Here is a 25,445-nt window from a genome sequence, read left to right as displayed (position 1 = left end):
GCAACAGGCCCGCGGTTTTTTTCCGCGGCTTCCCCCAAATGGGTCACGCAAGCGTTATCGAACTTCAATAAGAACGCGCCAGACAAAGGTCTGTCTGGTGCGCCGGTCGCATCACCCAAGTTTGACTGGCACATCGTTTGCTTGAGTTTCTCAGGCAGGAGCAGGGGGTACCCATGAAAGCGCACAGCCGCACGACCGTGGATGTTCTGCCGAAATCAAAGAAGTCGAAGAAGGTTTTGAAAAAGCCGACGGCTGTAAGCATTACGGAGCGGTACCTGGAATTACGACGCCTTCGCGAGCGCTTGTCCGAGGCGGAAGCTTTGCAAAGTTCGCAATGAAAAAGCTCCGTCAAGGCTTGGCTCCGCCGCTTTATCTGGCGGCGATCGGGATCGCCATGGTTGGCTGGCTGTGGGCCATATTTGCCAGCGTGGAATGGCTCTTGGGAGCCTAGCAGCTAGCGCTCCCGGTATTTGTCATCGGCGTAGTGGACCGCCCGACTATGTCCTGGTTCTTGCACGGACAGTCGTGGCAAGGCGGGTTTCCGGGCTATTCCGGCATAGATGCCCCTCCGCCACTTGGCTGGAAAAAGGGACGACAAGTCGGCTGGTTGGCTTGCGAATCACTGCGCGGTCGGGTTCCCCTCTTGGATAGCGTCGGAGTGATGCACGCCTTGGGGTAGGTTGCATCTTCGCTCTTCTTCGGGCTTGTGGCCTCCGGGATGGCTGCCGGATGGCGCAAGAGGATGGGACCCATGCCGGATAGGCTGACGAGCGCGCTGCTGGCCGCGTTGAATGAATCGACCGAGATAAAGGACAGCGATTGGCTGCAGCTCGAAAGGGCATTGCGCGGTCAGCTGGACGGGGTTGATCGCAGGCCGGACATCGAACCGAGAGCGGACTCAGAAAACAGGTTCGCCGCTACGGTGTGCTCGGGGATGGCCAAGGTCCGGATGAATTCCTGAACCTTCGCCCTGGCGTGGCGACGCCGCGACCTGCGTGATAGCTTTGGAGAACGCAGATCCGTTCGGCCTTACGATCCTGTAATCGCAAGTCGGGAGCGGCGCTGCCGCAAGCCTGATCGAACATTTGGCCACACGATTTGTGCCCGTTCAGGCGGCTATAGAGATGGCCATCCGTTTCTTGCGTCGGAAGCTATGTGGAAACCCTTCGTCGTCTCGGCCGCGTTAATTTTGAGCACAGCGGCGTCTGCGCAGGAGAGCGGCCGCATCAAGCGGCCGCCGCCCTCTGCCGCCGAGGCCGCGCGCATCGCTTCGGATATGGCCATGAACGATAGCCTGCTCCAGAAGGGCGACATCGTGGTCACAGACCGCGGTTTTTTCGTTTTTCTAGGGCCGGCTCCGGATGGCGTGACCAACGAGTTCGCACGGGTGCCCAACCCTGGCCCTGTCGGCAAAGCAGCCCGGTAATCTGGCGGCAGAGCCCCCTGACGATTGGCGGCAGAACCAATCCGATCGCGCAATGGTTTTAACTCGGGGCGAAAGGCTCCCGAAAGTCAATTTAAATGAAGATTAATTAATTTGGGGAGGTCCAGATTGCCGAATCTGATCATGCAGATCGCCAGCGCGGAGTCGCATATCGAAGGGCAGGACTTCCATTCGGCGACCGGATATTCCAACGGGCTCCCAGCCGGCGGTCGTAACGATATCGAGTTCGCCCCGATGGCTCAGCGAAGCGCTCGAACTCATTTCGAGAGCCGTTTCGAATCACCACTCGGCTTCGATTAAAGGGGCCAGCCGGTGTTACCGAGGCATTTATCACGGTCTTGTGAGTATTGAATTCCCCGTCCGCCAAACCGAATAGAGCCGCGCTCAGACAAAGGAGGGTTAATCCAACTGAAGCCGCTTCCGGGGGATCTTTTTGCAACAACCTGCGCGCTCACGCTGTTAACGATAAACGCGGCGGCGGAAGATGCGTCTTTGCATCAGGTAAGGCCCGTGGTAATAGTTTGGTAACAATAAACGATGGTGTTCGATTTAATTGTTCACCTCTTGAGGAATTTAATATGTCGCTGCGGTCTCGTTTGCTCATTGCTCTGTCTACAGCCATGCTTGGCTCTACGGCTGCATATGCGGTCCCGGTCACCGTCACCAGCTACGAGATGAACAACGGCAATGGGCTGATTCAGAACGGCAACTACAACTATTTCGATTCGACCTATTCTGTTCCGACCAATGCGAACACCAACGGCTCTTCATTGGTCGTGCCATCAAATGGGGCCCCCAAGGAAGCCTTGCTGACAGGCGGCACCGGCAAACTGACCGACAATGTCATTCCGGCGCAGAATTACTCGTTCGTGCCCCAAAACTACGTCGGCTGGAAATATCAGGATCCCACCATCAAATTTCACCTTGAGGCGGGCAAGAGCGTCAGCACAATTACGTTGTATGTAGCGAGTTCGTACGCTGGTTCGCTTGGCTTTATGGGCCTTGTCGGCCAGCCAGCGTCAGTGGACATTTCGGTCACCACACTTGGCAATACGACTTTCACGCCGAGCTACACGACAACGTTTACGGACTATCTGGGCGACAAGTACAACGGAACTGAAGTTATTACGTTGGCGTTTTCTAGCCCCATCCTGTCCAGTGACACTTTCAGCCTGACCCTGAATAGAGGGCCCTTGCTGCTGGACGGCATCAACTACTACAATAATCATGTCGCCGGATACGGTTGCGACGCCGCCGGTTGCTTCCTCGATAACGTCAACGACTTCAAGAACAGTGCATACACTCCAAATTTGGAGCCTTGGATACTGCTGAGCGAAGTGCAGTTCACTGCTGCCGTGCCTGAACCGTCCACCTGGATCATGATGCTTCTTGGATTTGCGGGGCTGGGTTTTGGCATGTATCGGCGCAACGCCAGACGCGTGCCAGCCATGGCATGATCTGACCTCTCCGTAACAACCGAAAACGACGAAGGCCACCGAAAGGTGGCTTTTGTTTTGGATAGCAGAGCCGGCTGAATGGTTCGGTCTGATCTGAGCGTTTCACATCCGCTAAGGAATAAGACGCTCGGCCATCGCCATTTTGATTGGTCGAAGCGGTAGCAATCAAGCGAGTGCCGATGCGCTACCCGTTCAATAATTGATCGACGTCTGCGCAAAGATTCCCTGGGCTCGCTGATCCCCGGCGAGCCGCCAGCGATACTGCAGCGTCAACTCCCAGTACGAGGGCGGCGCCATGTATTTTGTCTCGCCGAACCAGTAGCGCAACGAACCACCTGCGCCGGCCGAGTAGGCGGAACGGTTTGCAAATGAATCGTCGTAGTTTGCAGCCAGCACGGCGTGCGGGAAGAATACCAGTTTGCTGCTGATGGGATCGAGCCGGAAGCTTCGTCCGAAGCGGCCTTCCATGATCGCGACCAGCTGTCGCTTCTCGAGGAAGCGATCCACTTCCGCGTAGACGTACCAGGTCGGCCAGCTCGCATCCAAAACGCGCAGGTCCGTCCCGACCGTGTAGGAGTAGAGCGCGCGCAGCAGCGTGTCATCGCGTGCCGCATCGCCAAGAGCAATAAGCTTGTCGACTTCAAAAACCAGGTTGGCGTTCGAGAACGGCTTCCAGCGGGCGCCTACCATGCCCTGTGTCGTGCGTCCGCCCGTAGGCCCGCCGGACTGGTCATAGAGGGTTTCGAAAAGGCGACCGAACAGCTCGAATATCGCGCCATTCCTGTATCCGAACCCTTCCGGGCGATAATAGAACTCGGTTCCCAATTGCGAGGTGTAACTACTAGGTGCCGTTGTCGTTATCAGGAACGGATTGGGCGCCGAACCAACCTTGCCGTATGAAACCGAAGTGTTGATGCCCCATACGCGGGCCAGGTCTGAGACCGTCCGTCGCGTCTCGAACAGCTTCTGATCGTCAATGTCGATCCGTCCGTCTGCCTTGGCGTCGATTCCTTCCATGAGATACGCAATCGCTTTTGGATTCTCAAACCGCCGCATGGCGGTATATCCCGCATCGATTGTCGCCCGAGCCGGCAATTGTCCATGTGCATGCGCGCGGTCGAAGCGCGCCAGCGCAATCTCATCATTGCCAACGGCGACGGCGAGGTAGCCAACGTCGGCATCTCGGATGGAAGTCAATTTACCATGGGCTATCGCATGATCGAACAGGACGCGGGCTTCTGGTTTGCGGTCTAGCTCGACCAAGGTGTTGATCTGCGCCCGAAGCGCGCCGTCCCTCTGGACAGTGGTGGTTGCCAACCGTTCAGCTGTCCTGAACTCAGGGAGCGATTCTTCCTTTCGCCCAAGCGCCTGCAGCGCATAGGCCTTGCGGATCGCCGTGTCATAGCTGACGGCTAATTTCTGCAACGCGCGCAACGCCCGCAGGGGCTCGTTGGAAGTCAAGGCGGCATCGGCGAGCGAAAGTCTGATGTTGCGGGCTTGACCGGAAGGAAGGCCTTCCTTCAGGGCGGTTTCCCAGTCCGACATCGCACCATTGAAATTCTTTAGCTTGCTCCTCGCATAGCCGCGTTGCGCGTAGATTTCAGCGCTCGCATGCCCCGCATTGATTGCCTTGGTCGCCTCAGTCTCGGCCTCCGCGGGGCGGCCGGCAGACATCAGGATGTTGACAAGCAGAAGCCGGCTCGCAACGGCATCGGGTTCAAGCTCCACGGCTTTGCGCGCCTCAGCGACGGCTAATTTGTAGTCCTTGTCTCGTTCGGCCTGATAAGCGCGTTCTTTCGCCTCGTAGATTTCTGCTGCAGCTTTCTCTTCAGCAGATGCAACGGGAGTCAGAATACTCGAAACCAGGGGGGCCTCGAGTTCGCAGCGAACACCACTGGCATTGGCTAAACAGTTCTGTATCGGCGCTGGCATATTATTGCCGTTGCTCTGTAGCACCCCCACGCGTTGGCGTGCGCCTTCGGCGTCGGTCAGTCGGGTGATGACCTTGGGATCGGTTCGCGGATAACTGCCCAACAACTCTATCGCGGCGTTGAAGTCCCCCGATGCAAGAGCTGCATCCGCGGCGATCAGGCGGATATTCTTTTGCTGTGGCTCGGTCAGGCCCGGTATCGCGAGAGCAGCGCGAAAGTCAGAAACGGCGTCGGCGCGCTTTCTCAGACGCTGGTTGAGATAGCCACGCCATACCAGGGGGACATGGTCTGCCCGATCGAGCGCAATGGCTTCGGTGGCGGTCGTCAATGCGCCGGCCAGATCATTGTCCGCGAGTTGGGCGCTCAGCAACAACAGGCGGTACGACATCGAGTCCGGGGCATATTCGACCGCGCTGCGCGCCGCCCGGACCGCTGCCTTTGGATCACCCTTCTCAAGCGCCTTGTAGCCTTCACCGGCCGGCCGCTGGGCGAGGCGCTGCCGAATAATCGCCTGCCGCCCTTCGAGCTCCTGGTTGCCCGCGAAAGTCGCCGATGCTGCCTTGGTCACCTGCTCGGCCTGGGTGAGCTCGCCTGCGGCGACCAGCGAATCGATCAGGAGCAAGTGCAGGCGCAAGAGATCTGGACGGAGCGCCACAGCCTCTGCGGCGCTTGTGGCGGAAGCCTTGTAGTCGCCCTGGCCGAACGCCTTGTAAGCGGTTTCCGCCGCCGTGTAGGCTTCCCCCTCGAGCGGAGGGCCGTTATCAGCGACCTGGGCGCTGGCACCGGCGCACAGAACCACGGCGAGCAAAAGCGCCCCCAGCGCCGCCCGAAATGCCGTCTGGTTCAGGTATTTTCCGCCCCAATTGCCCATCAACCAGTGCTACGCCAATCCCGTTAAATTTTGACGCTGAATTGTAACCGAGGCGGCGATTCAGCGGAACTGAGATTTGGCTCTTTAATGGCGCGGCAGGCCTCGATGTCATTCATTTTTCTCACTTTTTTGGAAGCTGTGATGTTTTTGCTGCGTATGTCGAGCAAAGCCACCACGGCGCGCGCGTTAACCATTAGTTGTGCGGGGAGTCGTGTACGCGTGAATTCCATTCGGCAGGGCCGAGCGGCCCATTTCCCGACCCATTTTGAAGCTGGGCCTCATTAAATCGGCAGACCACGCATTGGGTGGATTGCCGGTGAATCCCGTCAACTTAAGGTAAGGTTGCTCGCCGGGCGATCGCGACGAGTAGCGGCAGAAAATCGAAGCGCCGCTCCGCAATTCGCCGCGTGCCTCGCAGCCTGGCTGAGATTGAAGAGCGGGAGCTAGGCTTTCAGATCGCTGGCGTTGCCGCCCTAGCCTCATCGCATGGGTGGCCCATTAGGGTTAAATGCGCTCAGCCATTGCAGGACGCAACGGGAACCGGGATTTTGAGCCGTGAGCGGCGCACGGGCCGGCTCTTGATAGGTTTTTAACTGTGCATTTTTCTACCGTGCAATCATGGCAGATTGCTGCAATCCGAATGGATAAATTCGACATGGGTTTTGAAAGACATGGGTTTTGAAACGAGCGTCGCCCTGATGGGTGGCCAAACATTCAAGCTGGTTTGCGAACAATGCGGCAGCCTGACGGTTGCGTTGCCGGTCGAGGTCCAGCCGGATCCATGTTCCATTCTGAAATGTGGGCGGTGCGGCTCTCCGCGAGGAACGCTTCAGTCGCTGCGCGACACGTCAGTTCAGGCGGGCATTCGACATCCGGTGTAGCTGATGTGGCCGGCGACGGGTTCGACTTGCTCTCTGTTTTCAGCTGAGGGACCGGACTTGTCGGAAGCTTGATACCCCGAGGTGCCTGTCGGCTGTCGACGGCATCGGCGCTGAGCTAGCGAATGCAAATTGTCGCGCGAACCCCGGATAATCGTGGAAAAATACGCGTGGAAGGCCCTAGTCAGCATCCGGTCAAGCGGGGTAGGCTCGATCAGGCAGGCTCCGGTTTGGACGGCAGTCAGCCATCAGTCTTGTATTTTCGAGTCTCTGTATTTTCGAAGCAGCTAGTAAATTCGCGCGAGGGAGAGAAAGAAACATGCGAACGATCTGTGCGTCCGTGCTGGCGGCCGGCCTTTTGATTGCTACCAATGCCGATGCGGCGCCGCTTCTAAGCCATAGTCAGCCTGCGCCGGATTCGCTGATCACGGCCGCGAAGGTCATCTGCGACGAGGCGGGAAACTGCTATCGACCGAATGTGCGACGGCCCGTCGCCAGGTGGGTTTACGGCGACAAGAATTTCTATGGACCGTACGCCGGACCTGGCAACTACGGTAATCCGCGGTATCGTTACAGTTGGTGGCCCTGGTACTGATCTTGTCGGACATCATCGCTGCGCGGGGCCGTTAGCCTGCCGAAAGCCAATGCAAGAATGTGGCGCAGCCGCAAATGAGTTGCGATGCCAGCAGGAAAACGGCCCATGAAACGAACAGGATTCGAATAACCATCCGCGCGCTCTCGACCGGCTGCAGATCGCTGACTGGTCGGGCCTAACGCACCAGATTCGAAATTGTTCATCATCGCTGGGACGCGCGGAGCGCGACATCGGAATTTGCCTTGCCTTATTCCTTGAAGGGAAGCGAGGCACGTAAATATCAAGCGATCGCTCGAAGACGGTCTCGGTATTGAGATTAATACAAGCGGCTTAAATCATTGCTGCGGGCCGAGTAGCTAGACCTCATCGATCAGGGCAAACGCGGACGCCGGCCGGATTTTTACTGCGAGCTGCGGCCATTATCTCCACAGACGGATTCACCTGGAACCCAAATTAAGTCTGTTCCGGCCTACAAACGGTATCAAATCGCTGCTATAGCATTTGCAGAATGCCGTGGCTTATCGAGCCATCGACAACCACGTCTATGATCGCATGCGACACTTCCTGCGTAAGCGGCACAAGGTGCAAGGACGCGGCACACGACGGTTCCCCGCAGAACAAGTCTTCGGACCGCTCGGCGTGCTGCGGCTCCGCCGCGTGCATCTTGGGCCACTGCCGTGCACCGTGCGATGAAACCAGTCGGAAAAAGGCGTACGATCATTGGTTTTAAAGATAATCACGTTGTTCAATTATCATGGCTATTAAAATGAATTTCGATGGCATCGATTGGTCAGCAGCTGCGCCAAGCTGGCGTTCGATGGTTACAGGGCTCATTTTACCGCTGCTTGCCCTCGCGTTGCTGATTGTTTCCATTGATCTTGCTTTGGGCTGGTCGTTTGGAAGATGGATCGACCCTTCATCGAGCATGTCGCCTTTGCTGCTTGCCGCGATAATGCTTCCGCCGGCGCTATTAAGCGCTTTAGGCTGTTGCAAGCTTTTCCTGCATTTGAAAGACAGGCTGCGGTCGCTCCGCGAGTCGCAGACGTAAGCCACGAGACCGGGATCGTCTTCCCGCGTGGCTCGATCTTGCCACGGTCTTAGGGGAATCGGAGTGTCTGCAACCGCAACGTCAGCCGCGCCGCGCCGCCTTGATCGCGGCGACGTCTATTTTCTTCATACCCATCATCGCATCAAATGCGCGCTTCGCTTCATCACCGCCAGCCGCTAACGCGTCGGTTAGCACGCGCGGCGTTATTTGCCAGGAAACGCCCCATTTGTCTTTGCACCAGCCGCACGCGCTTTCCTGCCCGCCATTGCCGACGATGGCGTTCCAATAGCGGTCGGTCTCGTCCTGATCGTCAGTGGCGATCTGAAACGAGAAGGCTTCGTTATGTTTGAACGCTGGACCGCCATTGAGGCCGAGACAAGCGACGCCGGCAACCGTGAATTCGACCGTCAGCACATCACCCGCCTTGCCGGATGGATAGTCACCGGGTGCACGGTGGACGGCGCCCACTACGCTGTCGGGGAAGGTCTCGGCGTAGAATCGTGCAGCAGCCTCGGCGTCCTTATCGTACCAGAGGCAAATCGTGTTCTTTGCCATTGCGAGTCCTTTCGGTTCCACTCCAAATCGCGCTCATTCCCCACCCCCTCCTAGCGCGATCTAGATACCACGCATCTTATGATCGGCCCAGTTTCTGAGATCGCCTACCGTTAGTGCCTCGAGGAATGGGTTAGCCCTGACAAGTTTTTGGCGGGTGGTTCGACCGGTCGCGTCAGCGGCGGCCATAACGGATGCGGCGTCGGCGTGTTCTGCGCCGGATAGCAGAGCTACGGCGCCAGCTGGTCCAGCAAAATAGGCTAGATAGAGGGAACCGGACGTGAGGGGCAGATCCCGTTTTTGCAGCGTCCTGGCATATTGCTCAACCAGCCGCGTAATGATCTCGCGAGTAAGTTCTGCGTCCCGGCGTAACTTTAAGAGTTCTTTGTCGCTGCGGCCTTTGATCAGATCGCGGCGATGCTTTCGTACGGCTTCGAGCCATGTGTCATCAAGAAATTGACCGGCCCCTGTGGCGCTGGAAAGCTTGTTCCTTTTACTCGCAATTCCCGTCGATTCGACTTTGATGATGCGCTCCACCAGAGCCTTGACGTCGATTGCCTCGATTGTCTGCCGGTTTGGATGAGTACTGCGAAATATGTAGAGGCCTAAGATAACGGCCAACGCAATCGCCGCCGTTAAAGCGATTTCCGCGACTGCCATGCAAAGCGAATCTCGCGATCTATCAGTTGCGCCCCGCTCGTCCAGGCGAGGCGGTCTGATTTCGTCCACACTCTCTGCTTCCCTTGGGGGGCGAGTGCGGTGAGCCGGTTTCACGCCGGCTGACTCGACATTGCACGAAACCATTGTGCTAGGTCTGGCATCGGGAGGACAAGTTCAATGCTTGAAGCAGACTATCGAAAGAATATGGACGACACGGCTTGACCTCGACCATCGCCTTCGACCGATCCATCCTTGCAGCTTTGTTGGATGTTGTGGGTTTAGGCTTAGGCTTGTTGGGCTCTGTGTACTTGGGTCCAGGTCTTAGTTTCCTGACAACGTGCTTCTTGTCGTCTGTACGGCTCCTAACAGTGCTCAAATCCGCTTCTGGAGTTGTGGCCGTCGTCACATCCGGTGGTAGTGTTGGTTCGACAGGTGAGGTCGGCTGAACCGCTGCTTCATGCTGCAAACGATGGATTTCGAGCCGATCAGCCGTCTCCAACGTGTCGCCTGATACGCGTACGTCGACGGTTAGTTGCTCGACCGGATCTGGCGCAGTTGTCTTCGCGCGCGGTGGTGTCCCCAGCTCCATGATAGTCAATGCGCTGAGGCCAACAACGATGAGACCCACCCTCATCATGATCTACTCTTCCGCAACGAAGAAGCTTGCCCCGAGTCGGGGGAAATAATCTGCCCAACGTCGCAGAACGATTTCTAGGATCCAATGAGGCGGGTTCGCGGCAGAATTGACTTACGCGCAGCAGCGACGAGGTAAGTCTGATAATAGGGTTAATACACCGAGCACTTCCCCACTCCACATCCGAACGGATGTAACCGATATCATGTCAACCATCCGAACGTTTGCGATCCGAATTGACGACTCGGCTTTTGGCCTGCCGCGGTGACATTCTTTTCTTGAGTTCGGGAGCGTCCGTCCAGTCGGCGCGAAGCGATTTCGGTAGGGCAGCAGCTATGGGTGTTCGGGGTCTATCGGACGGCGTTTACCTCGGTAGCAAGTATCCATACGAGACCGACGCGCCAGTTTCGTGGTGGCTTTCCGCGGATTCGCGGCCACTCTTCCCGGACCATGTTGAGGGCATCGGCGCTGGCCTTGGCATCAAATCCTATTTCGCCGGGAGGCCGGTCCACAGTAGCTACGCTGCTTCCGAGCCGTCCCACGTGACGCGGGCGGCCACCCATACAACTGCCGTCGCCGATCAGACCAACATCACCTATTTTGATCAGTCCGCAACGCAGATCGCGGGAGTTGGCGGTGATGGCGGCAATTGGAATGCCGCATTGGGCGGAAGCGTCGGCGCGTTCGGGTCTATCGGCCCTGGCGCGATCGTCACCGGTGACAACAGCGCCGGCAATGGTGGCGATGGCTACTTCTTTGGAGCAATGGTGCATGCTCCTGTCGCAGTCTATGCCCCGGTCAACATTGCGGTGGCGGGATACAATTCCAGTGCCCACGCTGATCAGACGAACAATGTGGTGTTCGATCAATCCGCGTTTCAGATGGCCGGCGTCGGGGGCGATGGCGGGAACGGCAATGCCGCGATGGGCGGAGATGTGTCTGTCTCCGGAACTGGCCACGGGCCCCACCAAACCATCGGCGGGGCGGGCCTCGCGTCCGACCACGGCGGGACTGGCTCCGATGTGATCGCGAGCGGGGGTAACCACGCCGGCAACGGCGGAGACGGATACTTTTACGGGGGCATCGTTCACGCGACCTTTGCGTTTTACTATCCGATCAACATCGCCGTGGCGGGATACAATTCCAGTGCCCACGCTGATCAGACAAACAATGTCGTGTTCGATCAATCTGCGTTCCAGATGGCCGGCGTCGGCGGTGATGGCGGGAACGGCAATGCCGCGATTGGCGGAAGTTCGGACATTTTCTCTTCTATCTTCGACTTGATCGGCTCTGACGTCATCGCGACCGGCAACAACAGCGCTGGCAACGGCGGCAACGGCCATTTCTCGGGAAGCATGGTCGACATCGACGTGGCGATCTACGCCCCGATTAACATTGCGGTCGCCGGCTACAATTCAACCGCCGAGGCACATCAGACCAACAACGTCCAGTTCGATCAGAGCACGATCCAGATTGCCGGAATCGGTGGTGACGGCGGCCACGGCAACGCTGCGTTTGGCGGCGATTTCGCCATGCAGCTGTTGTCGGACCTCCACTTGCTGGATCATGCCTAGATGTGAGCTTTCAGGAGGTTGTCCATTCGGCCCTGACCGAGGAAGCTGAGGTTGCTGAAGCTTCAGATTCCGAGGGAGAACCGAATGGACACCCATAAGAATGCGCCTCTGACGCCGAGAGGTCGAGAGGCGATGGTGCGGAGCGTAATCGAAGGCGGCCTTACGAAGGCCGTGGCCGCAGTTCGATTCAACACCACAGCGAAGACGGTCGCCAAATGGGTCGGTCGGTTCCGCGCGGAAGGTGTGGATGGATTGCGCGATCGCTCCTCAAGACCTTTTTCATTGCCAAGCCAAACCCCGCCTGCCAGGTGCGCCGCAGTCGAGGCGTTGCGCCGACAGCGTCACACCGGCAAGCAGATCGCCGCCGAAGTCGGCGTCTCGCCAGCGACGGTCAGTCGGATCCTGCGGCGGTTGGGCCTCAACAGGCTCTCGGCGCTGGAGCCGGCCGAGCCGATCCGGCGTTATCAGCGCGAGAACCCGGGTGAACTGATTCACATCGACATCAAAAAACTCGGCAAGTTCAACCGGATCGGCCATCGCATCACCGGCGATCGAACCGGCCAGAGCAGCCAGCGCTCCAGTGGCAGGGGGCCGGGCTGGGAGTACGTGCATGTCTGCATCGACGACGCGTCCCGGATCGCCTTCAGTCAGGTCATGAAGAACGAGAAAAAAGGGATGTGCCGTCGCCTTCCTCAAGGCGGCCATCGCCTACTATACGAGCCTCGGGGTAACGGTCGAGCGTGTCATGACGGATAACGGCTCCTGCTACAAATCTTTTGCCTTCCGCAAAGCCTGCAAGCGCCTTCGCCTCAAGCACATCCGCACCAAGCCCTATACACCCAAGACCAACGGCAAGGCCGAACGGTCATCCAGACCAGCTTGCGCGAATGGGCTTATGCCCAAGCCTACAACACCTCAAAAGAACGTGCCGCCGAGTTGCCTAGATGGCTTCACCGCTACAATTGGCACCGGCCTCATGGCAGTCTCGACTCAAAGCCGCCAATCAGTAGACTCCGCATAGCCGGGAACAACCTCTTGAGGCTCCACACCTAGAGCCTTTTCCGTTTCGATAGAATCGAAACGGAACTCTCGATTTTTCATTTGACGCAGTTTCTTGACGCGGACCGGTCTCTACCCACGGATCAAGTCCCAGGGCATGCTTCGCTCGAAAACGCTCCAGCGGCATTGAAGCTCGCCGGATCTCGGCGGCGAGACCGTAGCATTTCGGGCGTACACCGTTGCCACAGGGTGGCATCAGCTTTGGCGGCTAGACCGATCCGGTGTCCAAATCCAAGATCGTTGCTGTCCACATTGGGACGCACAGTGTGCAAACCACATCAGGGAGACTCACATGGCAAAGGCATCATTTCCTTCAGACACGATCATGTTCAAGGCATCGACCGGCGGCAACAGCGCAGGTAACGGTGGAGACGGTTACAACGAGGGCAATATCATCAGCAACCCGAGTATCAAGTTCGAGCCGACCAACAAGGCGGAAGGCGCCGACGTCCACGTCAAAAACGGCGATGACGTTTACCAGAAGGCATACTGGGACGCCGGGGGCGCGAATGCGAAGGCGGAGAAGTTTTCCAAGGCAGAGGGCGGAAAGGCCGTGTCGAATGGCGACCAGGAATCGGAGAGCGGCCATAACAAGTCCGACGTGGATGCCAACACGACGGCCTATCAGGAAAACTTCCTCGCCGCGAACATGAGTCAGAACGTGGCGGCCGGTATCGGCGGCGACGGCGGAGACGACAACAAGGCGGAAGGCGGAGATGTTTACTTCAAGGCCAGCATCGAATCCGTGAACCTGAGCGACGTGCTTAACGATTCCGAGCACTTCCATATCGACGATTCAGGCATGTTCAGCTGATCGATGCCTGTGAGGGGTGAGACCGGCGGCTGAACGCCGCCGGTCTCAATTCGTCGCGAAGTCGACGAATAATGGGGCGGAAGGTTCGGACTTCAGATCTCTGGCGGGACCGCAATGCTGATGCCACCGCTCCGGCTGCAAACGATGTCACCACCGCGGACGCCGTTGAAGACGGCCTTGCGGGCCTGCGTGGGGTCGCTTGGACTCGTTTTCGCGTATAGCTGCAGCTATAATCTCCTTCTTCTCGCGCCTTCCATCTATCTGCTTCAGATCTATGATCGCGTTCTGTCGAGCCGCAGCAGCGATACGCTCCTGATGCTGACGCTCATCGTTGCGTTTACCGTCGTGGTTGGCGGCGTGCTTGATGCACTGCGCCGCGCTGCATTGGGCCGGATGGGCGAGTGGCTTGAAGAAGAACTCCATCCGGCAACGCTCTCCACGTGCTTCAAATACGCCTATGAAGTCGATCGGGCGCGGGCATCTGAAGCCTATCGCGATCTTACAACCCTGCGTCAGTTCGCCCAGTCCGGAGCCTGCTCGACCCTGTTTGACGTGCTCTGGACGCCGCTCTTCCTCGGCGTCCTCTTCCTCGTGCATCCGTTACTGGGCGTGATCGGCACACTGAGCGCGCTTCTCCTGCTTGGTCTCGGGCTTCTCGGCGATCGGCTCACCGAGGGGCCGCTGGCGCGGTCGGCCGCCGCACAGACGAGGAGCCAGGGATGGTTCGGCATGGCGGTCGGAAACCTCCACGTGATCAGGGCCATGGGAATGCTCGATGGTGCCGCACGCCTCATCCGCCAGGCTGCGCAGGATGCCAGGAGCGAGCAAGAGGTGGTCCAGCGCCGCCACGAGATCATCATGCTGATCTCCAAACCCATGCGGGCGCTGACGCAGGTGCTGATCATGGGCACTGCCGCCTGGCTCGTCCTGGAGCAGGGCAGGAGCCCGGCCATCATCTTTGCTGCGAGCATGCTGTTCGGACGCGCGCTCCCGCCCATCGAAGGGGCGATCGCGGGCTGGAAGGCATTCGCGATGGCCCAGGCCGCCTACCGCCGGCTCAACGGCATCATGTCCGCTGTCACCCCGGTTGCGAACGTCAAGACCCTCCCGGACAGGCCGAAGGGCGATCTCATCGTGAACAATGTCGCCGCCGTCCTGCCAGGAACGAGCCACTTGTTCCTGAACGGCGTTTCGTTCTGTCTGGCGCCTGGTGAATGCCTTGGCATTATCGGTCCATCCGGCTCCGGCAAATCCACGCTTGGCAAGATCATCACGGGAATCTCCGCTCCGACGGCAGGCTCGGTCCTGCTCGATGGCGTCGACATTTCGGTCGTGCGCGATTTGGGCGGCGGCCGGCGCCTTGGATATCTGCCGCAGGATATCGATCTCTTCGGAGAAACGGTAAAGGACATCATTGGCCGGCTGGGCGACGCCGATTTGCAGAAGGTCATTGAAGCAGCAAAGATGGCCGGCCTTCACGAGACCATCATTCGGCTGCCGCAGGCGTACGATACGGTCCTCGTTGGCGGAGGCGCCAATCTTCCACGCGGGTTTCGCCAGCGCCTCGGCCTTGCACGGGCGTTCTTCGGCGACCCACACCTCGTGGTCCTGGACGAGCCGAACTCCAGCCTCGACGCGCTCGGCGAGCGCATGCTGTTCGACGCCATTGAATGGATGAAGGCGACCAATACCAGTGTCATCATCATCACCCACCGGATCGGGATCCTGGGCGTAACGGACAAGATTGCCATCATGCAGGACGGCGCGGTTACCGCCTTCGGCGAGAGCAGGGAAGTTTTCGAGAGGTGTTTGGCGCGCCCGCAAGTTGCTTCGCGCGAACCGGTGCGAGGTCGCTCGGACCAAAACTGCGAACGCAGCGTTGCCACCTCACCGCAACCGATTTCGCCATGACTCGCGACACACCTTCTCCCTATCGCTTTGCCCGAAGGGAACGGGATCTCATGAAAACTTCATTCGCTCAGATCAAGATTCGAGAGGTCTCACGGTGGTTGCGATCGGTGGCGCCAGCGTTCTGCGATCGGCAGCGCCGTGTCACCTGGATCCACATCAAGCATTTTCACCTCTTTGCCCGAAGGGGGTGGGATCGTCTGAAAATTGCATTTGCTCACGCTGAGATTTGGGAAGCCCCACGGTGGCTGAGATCGGCACCGCCGGCGCTCCGCGATCGGCTTCGCGGTATCACCTGGACAGGAAACTTGCTGGCTTTCGGCTTTGTCGTTGGTCTTGGCACCTGGTCAACCTATGCCCCGCTCGAGAGCGCCGCGATTGCTGTCGGCACCGTCGAATCCGAGTCGAGCCGCAAGACGATTCAGCACCTCGAGGGTGGCATCATCAGGAAAATTCTGGTCGCGGATGGCGACGTTGTCCGCGCGGGACAGACACTGATCTCGTTGGAGGACACCAAGGCTCGTGCCGAAACCCAGAGCCTGCAAGGCCAGTTGTGGGAGGCGATGGCACGAGAAGCACGGCTGCAGGCGGAACAGCGCGGAGAGGAGCGGGTGTCGTTTCCGGCCTGGCTGGAGACGGCACAGCGCGCTATTCCGTCGGTCACGGATATTCTTGCCGGCCAGCAAGCCATTTTCGAAACGCGCCGGCAGGTCTTTCAATCGCAAGTGGCCGTGAACCGGGAAAAAAGGTCGCAGGTAGAAAAAGAGATCGAAGGTCTCAGGGCGCAGGAAAGCGCGGCATCGAGGCGCATCGAAATTGTCCGCGAGGAGGCGGCTACGGTCGCCATGCTCGTCAACAAGGGGCTTGAACGGCGTCCGCGGCTTCTGAACCTCGAGCGGGAGATGGCTGACATCGAGGGGCGGCGGGGTGAGATTGTCGCGCAGATATCGCGCGCCGGGCAGGTTATCAACGAATCGCAGGCAACTCTCCTCAAACTGGAGCATGACCGTCAAAACGAGATCGCGCAGTCGCTGCGCGAGGTTCAGAACCAGATTTTTCAGCTACGCGAGCGATTGCAGGCGGCCGACGACCAGCTGTCGCGAACGGCGGTCAGGGCGCCCGAGGACGGCGTGGTAACCGACCTGAAGATCCATACGCCAGGTGGCGTGATCGGCGCCGGCGCACCTCTCATGGATTTGGTGCCCCGGCAAGACCGGCTCATCGTGATTGCACGCGTCAGGCCCGAGGACATCGATGTGGTCCGTCCCGGACTGAGCGCCGATGTGAATCTTCTGCCCTACAATCAGCGCCGCGTACCACGGCTCCATGGGATTGTGACGCATGTTTCCGCCGACCGTCTGGTCGACAAGCGCACGGATCAACCCTACTACGCAGCGAAGATTCGCGTGCAGGATCCGGCGGTCGCGGGGATCGATGGTGTCCCGATCATTCCGGGAATGCCGGCCCAGGTGTTCATCAAGACGGGTCGCGGCACAGTGGCGCTCTACGCCCTCAGCCCTCTGCTCGACAGCTTCCACAGCGCGTTCCGCGAGGATTAAGCAGCGACCAGAACTGCGAGCTCCGGCAGCCCTCAGGATGACCGCACGCGTGAGGGCTGCGCATGACCGTTGGCTCGCCGGCTCCAGCGAACGACCGCCTCGGTGCGGTTATGCGCGGAGCATTTTCGCATGATGCGTTGAATATGCATTTTTACGGTGTTTTCCGAAAGGTTGAGCCTGACGGCAATCAACTTGTTGGGAAGGCCGAGCTGCAGCGCCTCGAGCACATGTTGTTCGCGTGGCGTAAGGGCGACCATCGCCTTCTCCGGTACAATCCTGGTGGTGCCGTTACCCTCGTTAGCTCCGAATAGCTCGGGCGCGTCGGGACATTCCGATATCGCCTTGAGGCTCGACGCTCTATTTTGCCCAACGATCGGTAACGGTCGGTAGACGCCACCGGCAAGGACCAGGCGTAATCCGGCAATAGCGACTTCGACCGGGATCGATGTTGGAAAAAAGCCGCGCACTCCCCGTTGCATCACAGCTGAAGCCGTCGCATCGTCGTTGCGATTTGACAACACGGCAACGGACGCTGTCGGGCAGGATTCCGCGAGGAGGGTGAGGCTATCCTCGATCGTAGGGTCAGTGATCTGCTTGTCCCCGATATTCAGCGCAATCAAGCGGATATCTCTGCTGGATAACCAGTTCAGGTCATTTGTCGTTGCCATCTCGACGACCTCGAATCCACTGAGTTCTCTCTTGAGGATATTGAGGATGCACGTGCGCGCCAGGACATGCTGCTCGATAATCACGATCACTGGCGGTGACCCCTGGGCTAGTTCTGCGAGATTAATAAGATCGTCCATGATATCCTCGAGTTCAGAGAAACGCTGAGCACTCCACCAGTTTTGATTTCCATTTTCCATGGAGCAAGTCTGCCCCACACACTCTGCAGCGAATTGCTGCTGATCGCGACGTGCTTCCGACTTTCAAGTTCGTCAGGAACGTCGTCAGGGGACCTTCTGGTCCGTTGCAACATTTCTTGGCAGCGGTTCCGTTGTTCCGGGCTAGCTGCTGCAAATATTGCGATACGCGGTCGCCGCCGCCGAATTCGCGGGGCCATCGACGACGTATGCTTCATCTTCCGTCACGAGATATAGAAACGGCCTGTCTCCGGTATCTTCGCCCGACGGTTTCTTTCCTTTGACACGGCCGCAAATGGTGTCGACGGACTTTCCAAGCGTATTTTTGCGGATGGCCCGTTTCATCTCACCGAACTCGGCAGATGTCGGGTCCTCCAGTTTCGCAGCAATCGTGGTCTTCGCCTTGATAATGATCGGATCGGACGTCTCAGCGGGCCGACCAGATGCCGGAGCCTCGACTTTCGCTTCGATCATGGTGGACTTCGCCTTTTTCTCAGCGAATTGGGGCCTGTCGCGGACGTCGGCAATCGACGGCTTTTCCGTCTTCGTCGCGATCGTGGACTTGACTTTTGTTGTCGCGGAATTGGTCTTGGATGACGCTGGCGCCGGTTCAATCGACCGACTGACCGCCATCCCGTTGAGACAGCCGGACCCGCTCGCGTCCATGCACGCGTCCATGCTCGCTTGCGGTGGTAAAAGGCAGCTACAGCCAACCAGGGTCGCAGCCAGAACACCAATGAGAAGCGTTCTCATGCTAATCCCTCATGAGGGGCCTGAGTTCTGCTCGCATTTCTTGCGACGATCTAATGTTGCGCTGGTTGTCTATCATTTGCGCAAAAGTATTAACTGCTGCTTAAGCGCCGGTCCTTCGCCGCAGCAAGCTCTTGCATCGTTATGCCGGCGTACCACGGTCCGCGGTGGGTGAGCAGTTTTCGTGGCGGATCGAGCCACGCCGCTCAACAGGTCGATTTCTACTCCACCGTCAGCGCTATCATCACGGCGTTGCTGAACATCATCGCGACTGCCATCCTGCGAATGGCGCACGATAGCGTGCGCTCCCGATCACCGAGACAGCCGGGAGCGCGCGTCGCTAGCAAGAACTCTCGGATCGCAGGTGATCGGGTTCGGCTGTTGCTCGCCAATCGTCATATGTCGGTGAATTGCGGCACGTTTACTTTTCACAACTTGCGGCGGCTGCGCTCTATGCTGGCGCGTGGGAAGGCGCACCGTCGCTCCGGCCGAAAACGCAGCTGCATTTTGCCGCTAACCGGGAGTCATCAATCTTCTTGCGTTCATTCTGGTGAGAGGCGGGCGGAAGCGGCCTGCTGGCTCCATCTGTCGTGACGATGCTTCCAGAATATTGGCTCCCTCGTTCTCTAAGCGCCGGACGCAGACGGATCAAAAATTGAGCTGGATCAGTCCGAACCAGCCATGCGCGACCTTTCCCGTCCCGCCGACGCTCACCGGATAGTCCCAATTGGCTGAATATTCCACGGCCACCTTCAGCCCGTCCATCACCCACTCGCCTCCGGTAAGGAAAAGCCGGTGTTGCGGGACGAATCCGATCCGGGTTGGCACGCCGTTTTGCAGGATCGACACACCCGCCATGTCTTTGCTGCCGGAATATCCCACCGAGATGAAATCGCCCTGCGCGCCGATCTCCGTTATCCATGGGTTCCAGTCAAACTGGTAGGCAATCGAAGCCTGCCAAGTCATCGGCATCATGCTCCGCGCAATGCCGAGCCCGTCGATAAACCTGGCGTCCTGAATTGCGGCATTTACCTCCCCCACGAACGCGAACGGACCGAAACTGGTTTTGAGGCTCGCGGCCACTCCAGGAATCCGGCCGATCTGATTCAGGAACGGCAGGTAGGACGAACGCAAAAATCTGCTTTCGAAAACGGAGGTGTCGTAGTCGACATGGAAGTCAAGGGTCCATGGACAAACCAGCGAGTCCTTCAACTGGTCATAGGGCACGCCGCAATGGCCCCTCGTCCGGAAACCGAGACTGGCATTGTAATCGTCGATTTTCGTCCGGCCGGGGATGATGCTGTCGCTGCCTCTATAGGTCATGACTGAGCCGTAGAAGGGCGCCGGGTCGAACGGGAATGTGACTGGCGTAGGTCGGAACGGACGCTCAGGCAGCGGGGTGTAGCCGAGCCAACGCATCAGTTGGCTCACGGCCGGTGCGACGACCAACGGACTAACGCGTGGAACAACGACGGGCGCCGGCGGCGGCTGCCGCGGTGGGGTTGGCCACGCGAATTCCAGGCCTCCCGCCGTCTGACGGTTTTCAAACACCTCGGTCGTCAGCGGAGTGCCGATCGAGAGCGTATCCAGGCGTGCCACGCCCGTGGACGTACCGAAATGCAAAACCTCCACGCCGAAGCGGGCCGCGATCGGGAATTGCATCAGATCGCCGACTGAAATGTGAGTCCGATCAAGCGTGAAGCGATCCACGCCTACGCCGACGATGTTTGTCGGCACCACCGGTTGATTCCCGGTCGGGAATATCGCGCCGGTGCCATTGTCGAAGTGGAGAACCACAGCACCGGTCAACCAGTCGCTCAGCTTGATATCGAAATCGAGTTCCGCCGTACCCAGCGACAGGTTTTCCTGGGTAGGGCCGGTGAACGAGCCGGTCCGCGAGGCCAGTCCTTCGACCACACCGCTAAGCGCGAGGAAGCTGTTGATCTTCGGACCGGTCTTCGAGAGCGAGTCGCGGATGATCTGGCGCGTTGCGTTCTCCTGTGCCGCCCAGACGATTTCCAACTCGCTTACGCGCACGCCGAGCGGCCTCTTCGCTGCGGCTTCGGACAAATCCGGAGCGGGCAGTGCGGGCGGATCGACGGGCGGTGACAGAACCGTGGGTGCAGGCTTCGCCGCAGTTACGGCAGGCGCCGGATGTTGGTGCACCGCCACGGGCTTGGTCCGCCGCGCCGGCGATGTCCCCTCCAGGGCGCTGAGACGTTCGGAAAGTTTGCGGTTCTCCGCCTTTAGCTCTCCGAGCATACGCCGGAGAACTGCGATGTCTTCGTTCTCCGCGGCTGCGGCATGGGAGGGGACGAGCAGGACGAGGCTGAACAATGCGGGTGCGGCGCGAAAGACAAATGGGTACACGGAGCAGCCGCCGTACCAGCCGCGCGTAGTTGACTTTACGGTGCTAGTTTCTGCACCGTGCCAACGTCGCCCAGATCCGGCGACGCGCTCATTCCGCTTACCCCAGATCATGCGCGGCCCCATCACTACCGCCGTTCGACGTCACTCACATCGTCGAACTAACTCGTTCACAACAATTCCGCTCTGGTAATCAGACTGTCTCAGCCAGCGTTTCATCCGTCAGGCCGACTACAGACGAGAGCCCGCTCAACAACGCGGAGCAAATAACTGCCGGAGCCCCCCAGCAATGTTGGGATAAGAGTGACGCGGATGACGAATTACGCAAGCGCCACAAAGTTATATATCCAAAGTGATGTATCTAGAGTACAGGAGAAGCCGCGAACAGCCTCGTCGGCCGTCAGGCAACCTCAAGTGGCGATAGGGTTTTTGCCACTTAAGCTCACAAAGTGCGTAAACACGCGTGACCCAATTGGAACCAACATGTAGTCCAAATGGGTGGATTGTGCCGACAAGAATATCAACTTAAAACTTCCACTCGCCTTGATGATCTGGTCCTCAGCTTGGTCCAGGAAAGGCAGCGTTGCGGAAATTGATTACGACGAAGCCTCACTGTGCCATTAGCACGACCGAAATAAAGCCGGCACAAGGCCGACAAAAAAATCGGACTCGTGGGAATAGTGGGCGAATAATTGTGTTGCCACTACGAGCGACACAGCGGTCAGAAAATCCCGCATTCAACGGGCCTTCCCAGACGGAGTTCGATTTTCAACTAGAAGTCAAATACAACTAGAGGTCAAGGAAGGGGGCGTCGAATGTTGACGTGGCTCATTTCCTCTAGCGTGCGTTTGCGCACCCTCATTGTAGTTGCCGCCGCGGGCCTGCTTATCCTCGGCGCCGTTGACGTCAGGAACAAGCCGCTCGACGTCATCCCCGAATTGGCGCTGCCCTCGCTCACCGTGAAGACGGAATCGCTTGGCCTCTCCAGCGCCGAGGTTGAATCGCTGATCACCGTGCCGCTGGAGGCGGACCTGCTCAACGGTGTACCGTGGCTGCAGGTCATCCAGTCGGAATCGATGGCGGGACTTTCGACGATCGAGATGATCTTCGCGCCCGGCACCGATCTGATGAAAGCGCGCCAGATGGTGCAGGAAAGGCTGACGCAGGCGCACGCGCTGCCGAACGTCTCCAGCCCGCCGGTAATGCTTCAGCCGGTTTCCTCGGCCAGCCGAGTGATGAACATCGGCCTGAGTTCGAAATCCGTCTCACTGATCGATATGTCCGTTCAGGCGCGCTGGAATATCGCGCCGCGCCTCGCCGGTGTTCCGGGTGTGGCCAATGTGTCGATATGGGGTCAGCGCGAGCGGCAGGTGCAGGTGCTTGTCGACGCCCGGAACCTGAACAAGAAGGGCGTCAAGCTCGATCAGGTGATCAAGACGACAGGCGAGGCGGTGTGGTCCTCGCCGCTCACTTACCTGAACTCATCCACGCCCGGCACCGGCGGCTTCATCGAAACGCCGAACCAGCGGCTCAGCATCCGTCACCAGTTGCCGATCTCCACCGTGGGTACCTTCGCCAAGGTGCCGCTCAGCGGCACGACCACGAGCGTCGGCGACGTCGCCTATCTCGTGGAGGGGCATCAGGCGCTGATCGGAGACGCCATCGTCGGCGAAAACCCCGGTCTGATGGTGGCGATCGAGAAATTCCCCGGCTTCAACACATTGGACGTGACGCGCGGCGTTGAGCGCGCGCTCAACGAACTGAAACCCGGGCTACCCGGTATCGAGATCAATACGACCATCTACCATCCCGCGAGTTTCATCGAGCGCGCGACCGGCAATCTGGGCCAGGCCATGCTCATTTCGATCATCCTGGCTGCCATCGTGCTTGGCCTTCTGATGGGCAGCTGGAGGACCGCGGTTATCGCCCTGGCCGCGATCTCATTGTCGTTCGTCTGCGCTGAGCTACTGCTAAGGGCCGCCGGAATCCCGCTCAGCATGATAGTCGTCGGCGGCCTGCTGATGGCCTCCGGCGTGATCGTGCATGACAGTATTATCGACGTCGAAAACGTGCTGCACCGCTTGCGTGCGCCGCAACGCGACGGTCGGTCCGGCTTCATGGTCGTCGTCCGTGCGATGCTGGAAACGCGTCGGCCGATGCTGTACGCGTCGCTGATCGTCGTACTCGCAGTGCTGCCCGTTCTGTTCATGTCCAGCCGGTCCGCTGCGTTCTTCGCGCCGATGGCCTGGGCCTATATCGCCGCCGTGTCCATCTCGATGCTGGTGGCGTTGATCGTGACCCCCGCGCTGGCCGCGGTGCTGCTCGCCAATGCGCCACTGACCCTGATGGGCGGTTGGGTCGTCAATAGATTGGCGAGGCCTTTCGATCGGATTGTCGGCCGCGTCATCCACGCGCCGCTCGCCTGCATCGGCGCCTGCGTCGTGGCGGCGATTGCGTGCTTCGCGCTGTGGAGCCCGCTCGAACGCAATATGGTGCCCAGCTTCAGAGAGACGGATCTGATGATCGAATGGCAGGGGCCACCCGGCACCTCGCTGCAGGCAATGACCCGATCAACCGAGAACCTGATCCGCGATCTGCGGCAGATCCCGGGAGTGCAGAACGCCTTTGCCAATCTCGGACGGGCGGTGCTTTGCAATTGCGAACGCGCAACGGACGTGAATGCCGGGCAAGTGTGGGTCAACATCGACCCGAAGGTCGATCGCGAAGCAACGGTGGATGCCGTCGAAGCTGCCATCACCGCCTATCCCGGGATGCGTGGCAAGCTTGGGACATACCTGTCCACGAAGCTGCGCGAGGCGCTCACCGGTGACCCGGATTCCATCACCGTACGCGTCTATGGCAACAGCCTCGATGTCATTCGCGCCAAGGCAGAGGAGATCCGCGCATCGATGGCGAAGATCCCCGGCATTGAAGATCCCCGGGTCGAATTGCAGGTCGAAGAACCCTCGATCGAAGTCAAGGTGGATCTCGATCGCGCGGCCAGTTACGGCCTGAAGCCGGGCGACGTCCGCAGGGCGACCTCTGCAATGGTCGGCGGCATCACCGTCGGTGCGCTGTTCGAGGAGCAGAAGGTTTTCGACGTGGTTGTCTGGGGACGCCCGGAGTTGCGCGACAACATCGATGACGTGCGGAATCTGATGATCGGCAGCGAGAGCGGGTCCCAGGTTCGCCTGGCTCAGGTTGCTGACGTCCGCATCGCGCCGGCCACCAGCATCATTCAGCGACAGGGGTCCTCGCGTCGTATCGATGTTTCCGCGAAAGTGGACGAGCGGGCACTTGGTGATGTGGCGGACGATGTCGCCAGGAATGTCAAACAGATCGCATTCCCGTTCGAGCACCGTGCCGAGGTGCTCGGCGAATACAAGGAGCAGCGAGCCGCCCTGCGATCGATATACAGCTACATGGCGGCGGCGGTGGTGTTGATGTTCCTGCTGACGCAGGCGGTGCTCCGCAGTTGGACACTCAGCGCTCTGTCGCTGCTCGGTGTACCGGTCGCTGCACTTGGCGGCCTGGCGACGGCCGCAATCAATGACGGTCACTTCTCGCTTGGTTCTCTGCTGGGTCTGGCAGCGGTGCTCGCACTGATGGTGCGGCAGGGTATCGGTCTGGTTGCCCATTTCCAGCATCTGCAATTGAACGAGGGTGAGCCGTTCGGCGAAAAGCTGGTGCGTCGTGGCGTGCAGGAACAGTTCCCGAGCATCATCGCGTCATCGGTGACAACGCTCGCGCTGGTGCTTCCGTTCGCGATCATGGGCGATGTCGCCGGACTCGAAATCGCGCACCCGCTCGCGCTCGCGGTCTTGGGCGGCGTCGTTACCATGACGCTCGGAACATTGTTCGTGCTGCCGGCGCTTTACTTGCGGTTCGGCGCCGGCTGGACCGCCGACCGGCTCGATCTTGAAATGGAGACCGCGTCATGACTGCCGCGCGCTTCACTTCGAAAGCCGTCGAAAGGGAGGAACGTCTCATGGCCCGCTTCACCGTATTGACGGTCGCGGCATTTACCGCGTGCCTCGCAGCGCCGTGTGCGTCAGCACTGGCCGCTGAGACGGCAGTCAAGAAGATCATGCCCGCGCGCGTCGAGGCCACAAATGACGCAAAGATCATGAAGGTGACGCTCACGCCGAAAGCGGCTGAACGGCTCGGCATCGTGATCGATGAGGTACGCGCCGATCCGTCGGGCCGCCTGATCGTGCCCTATGCCTCTGTTCTCTACGACCTGACCGGTAAGACGTGGGTTTATATCAGCGCCGACCCATTGACCTTCGCTCGCGGCGCTGTGGTGATCGATACCATCAAGGGCGACAACGTGTACCTGACTGAAGGACCTCCCGCCGGCACCAAGGTGCTTGCGACCGGAGTGCCGCAGGTCTTCGGCGCAGAGGTGAAGGTAGGTCACTAGCTGCGCGTCGAAATTGTTTTTCCATTACGGCTTCGGCCTGAGTGGGGGGATGTTTCCC

Annotated in this window: 19 protein-coding genes and 1 pseudogene; 13 read left to right on the top strand and 7 right to left on the bottom strand. The window is 59.2% G+C overall.

Annotated features, from left to right (window positions below; all coding sequences use genetic code 11):
- Positions 1 to 173 precede the first annotated feature (173 nt).
- From IVB05_RS33070 to IVB05_RS33050, 5 genes are all read left to right on the top strand, one after another.
- A complete protein-coding gene (locus IVB05_RS33070; protein ID WP_247780183.1) occupies positions 174 to 338 on the top strand; it encodes a hypothetical protein in 165 nt (54 codons plus the stop codon).
- A 413-nt stretch (positions 339 to 751) separates the two neighbouring features.
- Positions 752 to 961, top strand: coding sequence for a hypothetical protein (locus tag IVB05_RS33065; RefSeq protein WP_247780182.1), 210 nt, complete (start codon positions 752 to 754; stop codon positions 959 to 961).
- A 192-nt stretch (positions 962 to 1,153) separates the two neighbouring features.
- Positions 1,154 to 1,426 carry a hypothetical protein gene (locus IVB05_RS33060; protein ID WP_247780181.1) on the top strand — a complete coding sequence of 91 codons (273 nt, stop codon included), beginning with the start codon at positions 1,154 to 1,156 and terminating at the stop codon, positions 1,424 to 1,426.
- Positions 1,427 to 1,552: 126 nt separating this feature from the next.
- On the top strand, positions 1,553 to 1,744 hold the full coding sequence (locus tag IVB05_RS33055; RefSeq protein ID WP_247780180.1) for a hypothetical protein: 192 nt from the start codon (positions 1,553 to 1,555) through the stop codon (positions 1,742 to 1,744).
- Between the two features lie 278 nt (positions 1,745 to 2,022).
- On the top strand, positions 2,023 to 2,901 hold the full coding sequence (locus tag IVB05_RS33050; protein ID WP_247780179.1) for a PEP-CTERM sorting domain-containing protein: 879 nt from the start codon (positions 2,023 to 2,025) through the stop codon (positions 2,899 to 2,901).
- Positions 2,902 to 3,093: 192 nt separating this feature from the next.
- Here IVB05_RS33050 and IVB05_RS33045 read toward each other — a convergent pair whose 3' ends face one another.
- Positions 3,094 to 5,703, bottom strand: a complete 2,610-nt coding sequence (locus IVB05_RS33045) for a tetratricopeptide repeat protein (protein ID WP_247780178.1) — start codon at positions 5,701 to 5,703, stop codon at positions 3,094 to 3,096.
- Between the two features lie 1,197 nt (positions 5,704 to 6,900).
- Between IVB05_RS33045 and IVB05_RS33040 the strand changes: the two genes are divergently transcribed.
- A complete protein-coding gene (locus tag IVB05_RS33040) occupies positions 6,901 to 7,176 on the top strand; it encodes a hypothetical protein (RefSeq protein WP_247780177.1) in 276 nt (91 codons plus the stop codon).
- 726 nt (positions 7,177 to 7,902) lie between these two features.
- Here IVB05_RS33040 and IVB05_RS33035 read toward each other — a convergent pair.
- The 3 genes from IVB05_RS33035 to IVB05_RS33025 all read right to left on the bottom strand — a co-directional run bounded on the left by IVB05_RS33035 (position 7,903) and on the right by IVB05_RS33025 (position 9,436).
- Positions 7,903 to 8,169 (bottom strand): hypothetical protein, encoded by a 267-nt coding sequence (locus IVB05_RS33035; RefSeq protein WP_247780176.1) that lies wholly within the window; start codon positions 8,167 to 8,169, stop codon positions 7,903 to 7,905.
- Between the two features lie 136 nt (positions 8,170 to 8,305).
- Complete coding sequence (locus tag IVB05_RS33030; RefSeq protein WP_247780175.1) at positions 8,306 to 8,779, bottom strand: VOC family protein; 474 nt, start codon at positions 8,777 to 8,779, stop codon at positions 8,306 to 8,308.
- Between the two features lie 60 nt (positions 8,780 to 8,839).
- On the bottom strand, positions 8,840 to 9,436 hold the full coding sequence (locus IVB05_RS33025) for a lytic transglycosylase domain-containing protein (RefSeq protein WP_247780174.1): 597 nt from the start codon (positions 9,434 to 9,436) through the stop codon (positions 8,840 to 8,842).
- A 1,176-nt stretch (positions 9,437 to 10,612) separates the two neighbouring features.
- Between IVB05_RS33025 and IVB05_RS33020 the strand changes: the two genes are divergently transcribed.
- The 5 genes and pseudogenes from IVB05_RS33020 (at position 10,613) to IVB05_RS33000 (ending at position 16,984) form a co-directional block, all read left to right on the top strand.
- The gene (locus tag IVB05_RS33020) at positions 10,613 to 11,644 is read left to right on the top strand and encodes a hypothetical protein (protein WP_247780173.1); all 1,032 of its coding nucleotides are present in this window, start codon (positions 10,613 to 10,615) and stop codon (positions 11,642 to 11,644) included.
- An 84-nt stretch (positions 11,645 to 11,728) separates the two neighbouring features.
- Positions 11,729 to 12,697 (top strand): annotated as a pseudogene (locus tag IVB05_RS33015) (IS481 family transposase).
- Between the two features lie 331 nt (positions 12,698 to 13,028).
- The gene (locus IVB05_RS33010) at positions 13,029 to 13,517 is read left to right on the top strand and encodes a hypothetical protein (protein WP_247780172.1); all 489 of its coding nucleotides are present in this window, start codon (positions 13,029 to 13,031) and stop codon (positions 13,515 to 13,517) included.
- 114 nt (positions 13,518 to 13,631) lie between these two features.
- Complete coding sequence (locus tag IVB05_RS33005; protein ID WP_247780171.1) at positions 13,632 to 15,428, top strand: type I secretion system permease/ATPase; 1,797 nt, start codon at positions 13,632 to 13,634, stop codon at positions 15,426 to 15,428.
- Positions 15,429 to 15,652: 224 nt separating this feature from the next.
- Entirely contained in the window at positions 15,653 to 16,984 is a 1,332-nt protein-coding gene (locus IVB05_RS33000; protein WP_247787198.1) for an HlyD family type I secretion periplasmic adaptor subunit, read from the top strand.
- A 32-nt stretch (positions 16,985 to 17,016) separates the two neighbouring features.
- Here IVB05_RS33000 and IVB05_RS32995 read toward each other — a convergent pair whose 3' ends face one another.
- From IVB05_RS32995 to IVB05_RS32985, 3 genes are all read right to left on the bottom strand, one after another.
- Positions 17,017 to 17,850 (bottom strand): response regulator transcription factor, encoded by an 834-nt coding sequence (locus tag IVB05_RS32995; RefSeq protein WP_247780170.1) that lies wholly within the window; start codon positions 17,848 to 17,850, stop codon positions 17,017 to 17,019.
- Between the two features lie 141 nt (positions 17,851 to 17,991).
- Positions 17,992 to 18,600, bottom strand: coding sequence for a hypothetical protein (locus IVB05_RS32990; protein WP_247780169.1), 609 nt, complete (start codon positions 18,598 to 18,600; stop codon positions 17,992 to 17,994).
- 645 nt (positions 18,601 to 19,245) lie between these two features.
- Entirely contained in the window at positions 19,246 to 21,078 is a 1,833-nt protein-coding gene (locus tag IVB05_RS32985) for a hypothetical protein (RefSeq protein WP_247780168.1), read from the bottom strand.
- Positions 21,079 to 21,779: 701 nt separating this feature from the next.
- On the opposite strand from IVB05_RS32985, the gene IVB05_RS32980 reads away from it, so the two are divergent.
- The gene (locus IVB05_RS32980) at positions 21,780 to 24,905 is read left to right on the top strand and encodes an efflux RND transporter permease subunit (RefSeq protein ID WP_247780167.1); all 3,126 of its coding nucleotides are present in this window, start codon (positions 21,780 to 21,782) and stop codon (positions 24,903 to 24,905) included.
- Entirely contained in the window at positions 24,902 to 25,387 is a 486-nt protein-coding gene (locus IVB05_RS32975; protein WP_247780166.1) for a hypothetical protein, read from the top strand. The genes IVB05_RS32980 and IVB05_RS32975 overlap by 4 nt, the downstream gene beginning before the upstream one ends.
- The last annotated feature ends 58 nt before the right edge of the window (positions 25,388 to 25,445 follow it).

The sequence above is a fragment of the Bradyrhizobium sp. 170 genome (assembly GCF_023101085.1).
In the GTDB taxonomy this organism is placed as follows: domain Bacteria; phylum Pseudomonadota; class Alphaproteobacteria; order Rhizobiales; family Xanthobacteraceae; genus Bradyrhizobium.
The sequence above is the reverse complement of the archived record's forward strand: the minus strand, read 5'-3'. Positions and strand labels throughout refer to the sequence as shown.

Coding starts and splice junctions, on each gene's coding strand:
- IVB05_RS33070 (WP_247780183.1), top strand. CDS start 174: ATGAAAGCGCACAGCCGCACGACCGTGGATGTTCTGCCGAAATCAAAG.
- IVB05_RS33065 (WP_247780182.1), top strand. CDS start 752: ATGCCGGATAGGCTGACGAGCGCGCTGCTGGCCGCGTTGAATGAATCG.
- IVB05_RS33060 (WP_247780181.1), top strand. CDS start 1,154: ATGTGGAAACCCTTCGTCGTCTCGGCCGCGTTAATTTTGAGCACAGCG.
- IVB05_RS33050 (WP_247780179.1), top strand. CDS start 2,023: ATGTCGCTGCGGTCTCGTTTGCTCATTGCTCTGTCTACAGCCATGCTT.
- IVB05_RS33045 (WP_247780178.1), bottom strand. CDS start 5,703: ATGGGCAATTGGGGCGGAAAATACCTGAACCAGACGGCATTTCGGGCG.
- IVB05_RS33040 (WP_247780177.1), top strand. CDS start 6,901: ATGCGAACGATCTGTGCGTCCGTGCTGGCGGCCGGCCTTTTGATTGCT.
- IVB05_RS33030 (WP_247780175.1), bottom strand. CDS start 8,779: ATGGCAAAGAACACGATTTGCCTCTGGTACGATAAGGACGCCGAGGCT.
- IVB05_RS33025 (WP_247780174.1), bottom strand. CDS start 9,436: ATGGCAGTCGCGGAAATCGCTTTAACGGCGGCGATTGCGTTGGCCGTT.
- IVB05_RS33010 (WP_247780172.1), top strand. CDS start 13,029: ATGTTCAAGGCATCGACCGGCGGCAACAGCGCAGGTAACGGTGGAGAC.
- IVB05_RS33005 (WP_247780171.1), top strand. CDS start 13,632: ATGCTGATGCCACCGCTCCGGCTGCAAACGATGTCACCACCGCGGACG.
- IVB05_RS32995 (WP_247780170.1), bottom strand. CDS start 17,850: ATGGAAAATGGAAATCAAAACTGGTGGAGTGCTCAGCGTTTCTCTGAA.
- IVB05_RS32990 (WP_247780169.1), bottom strand. CDS start 18,600: ATGAGAACGCTTCTCATTGGTGTTCTGGCTGCGACCCTGGTTGGCTGT.
- IVB05_RS32985 (WP_247780168.1), bottom strand. CDS start 21,078: ATGATCTGGGGTAAGCGGAATGAGCGCGTCGCCGGATCTGGGCGACGT.
- IVB05_RS32980 (WP_247780167.1), top strand. CDS start 21,780: ATGTTGACGTGGCTCATTTCCTCTAGCGTGCGTTTGCGCACCCTCATT.
- IVB05_RS32975 (WP_247780166.1), top strand. CDS start 24,902: ATGACTGCCGCGCGCTTCACTTCGAAAGCCGTCGAAAGGGAGGAACGT.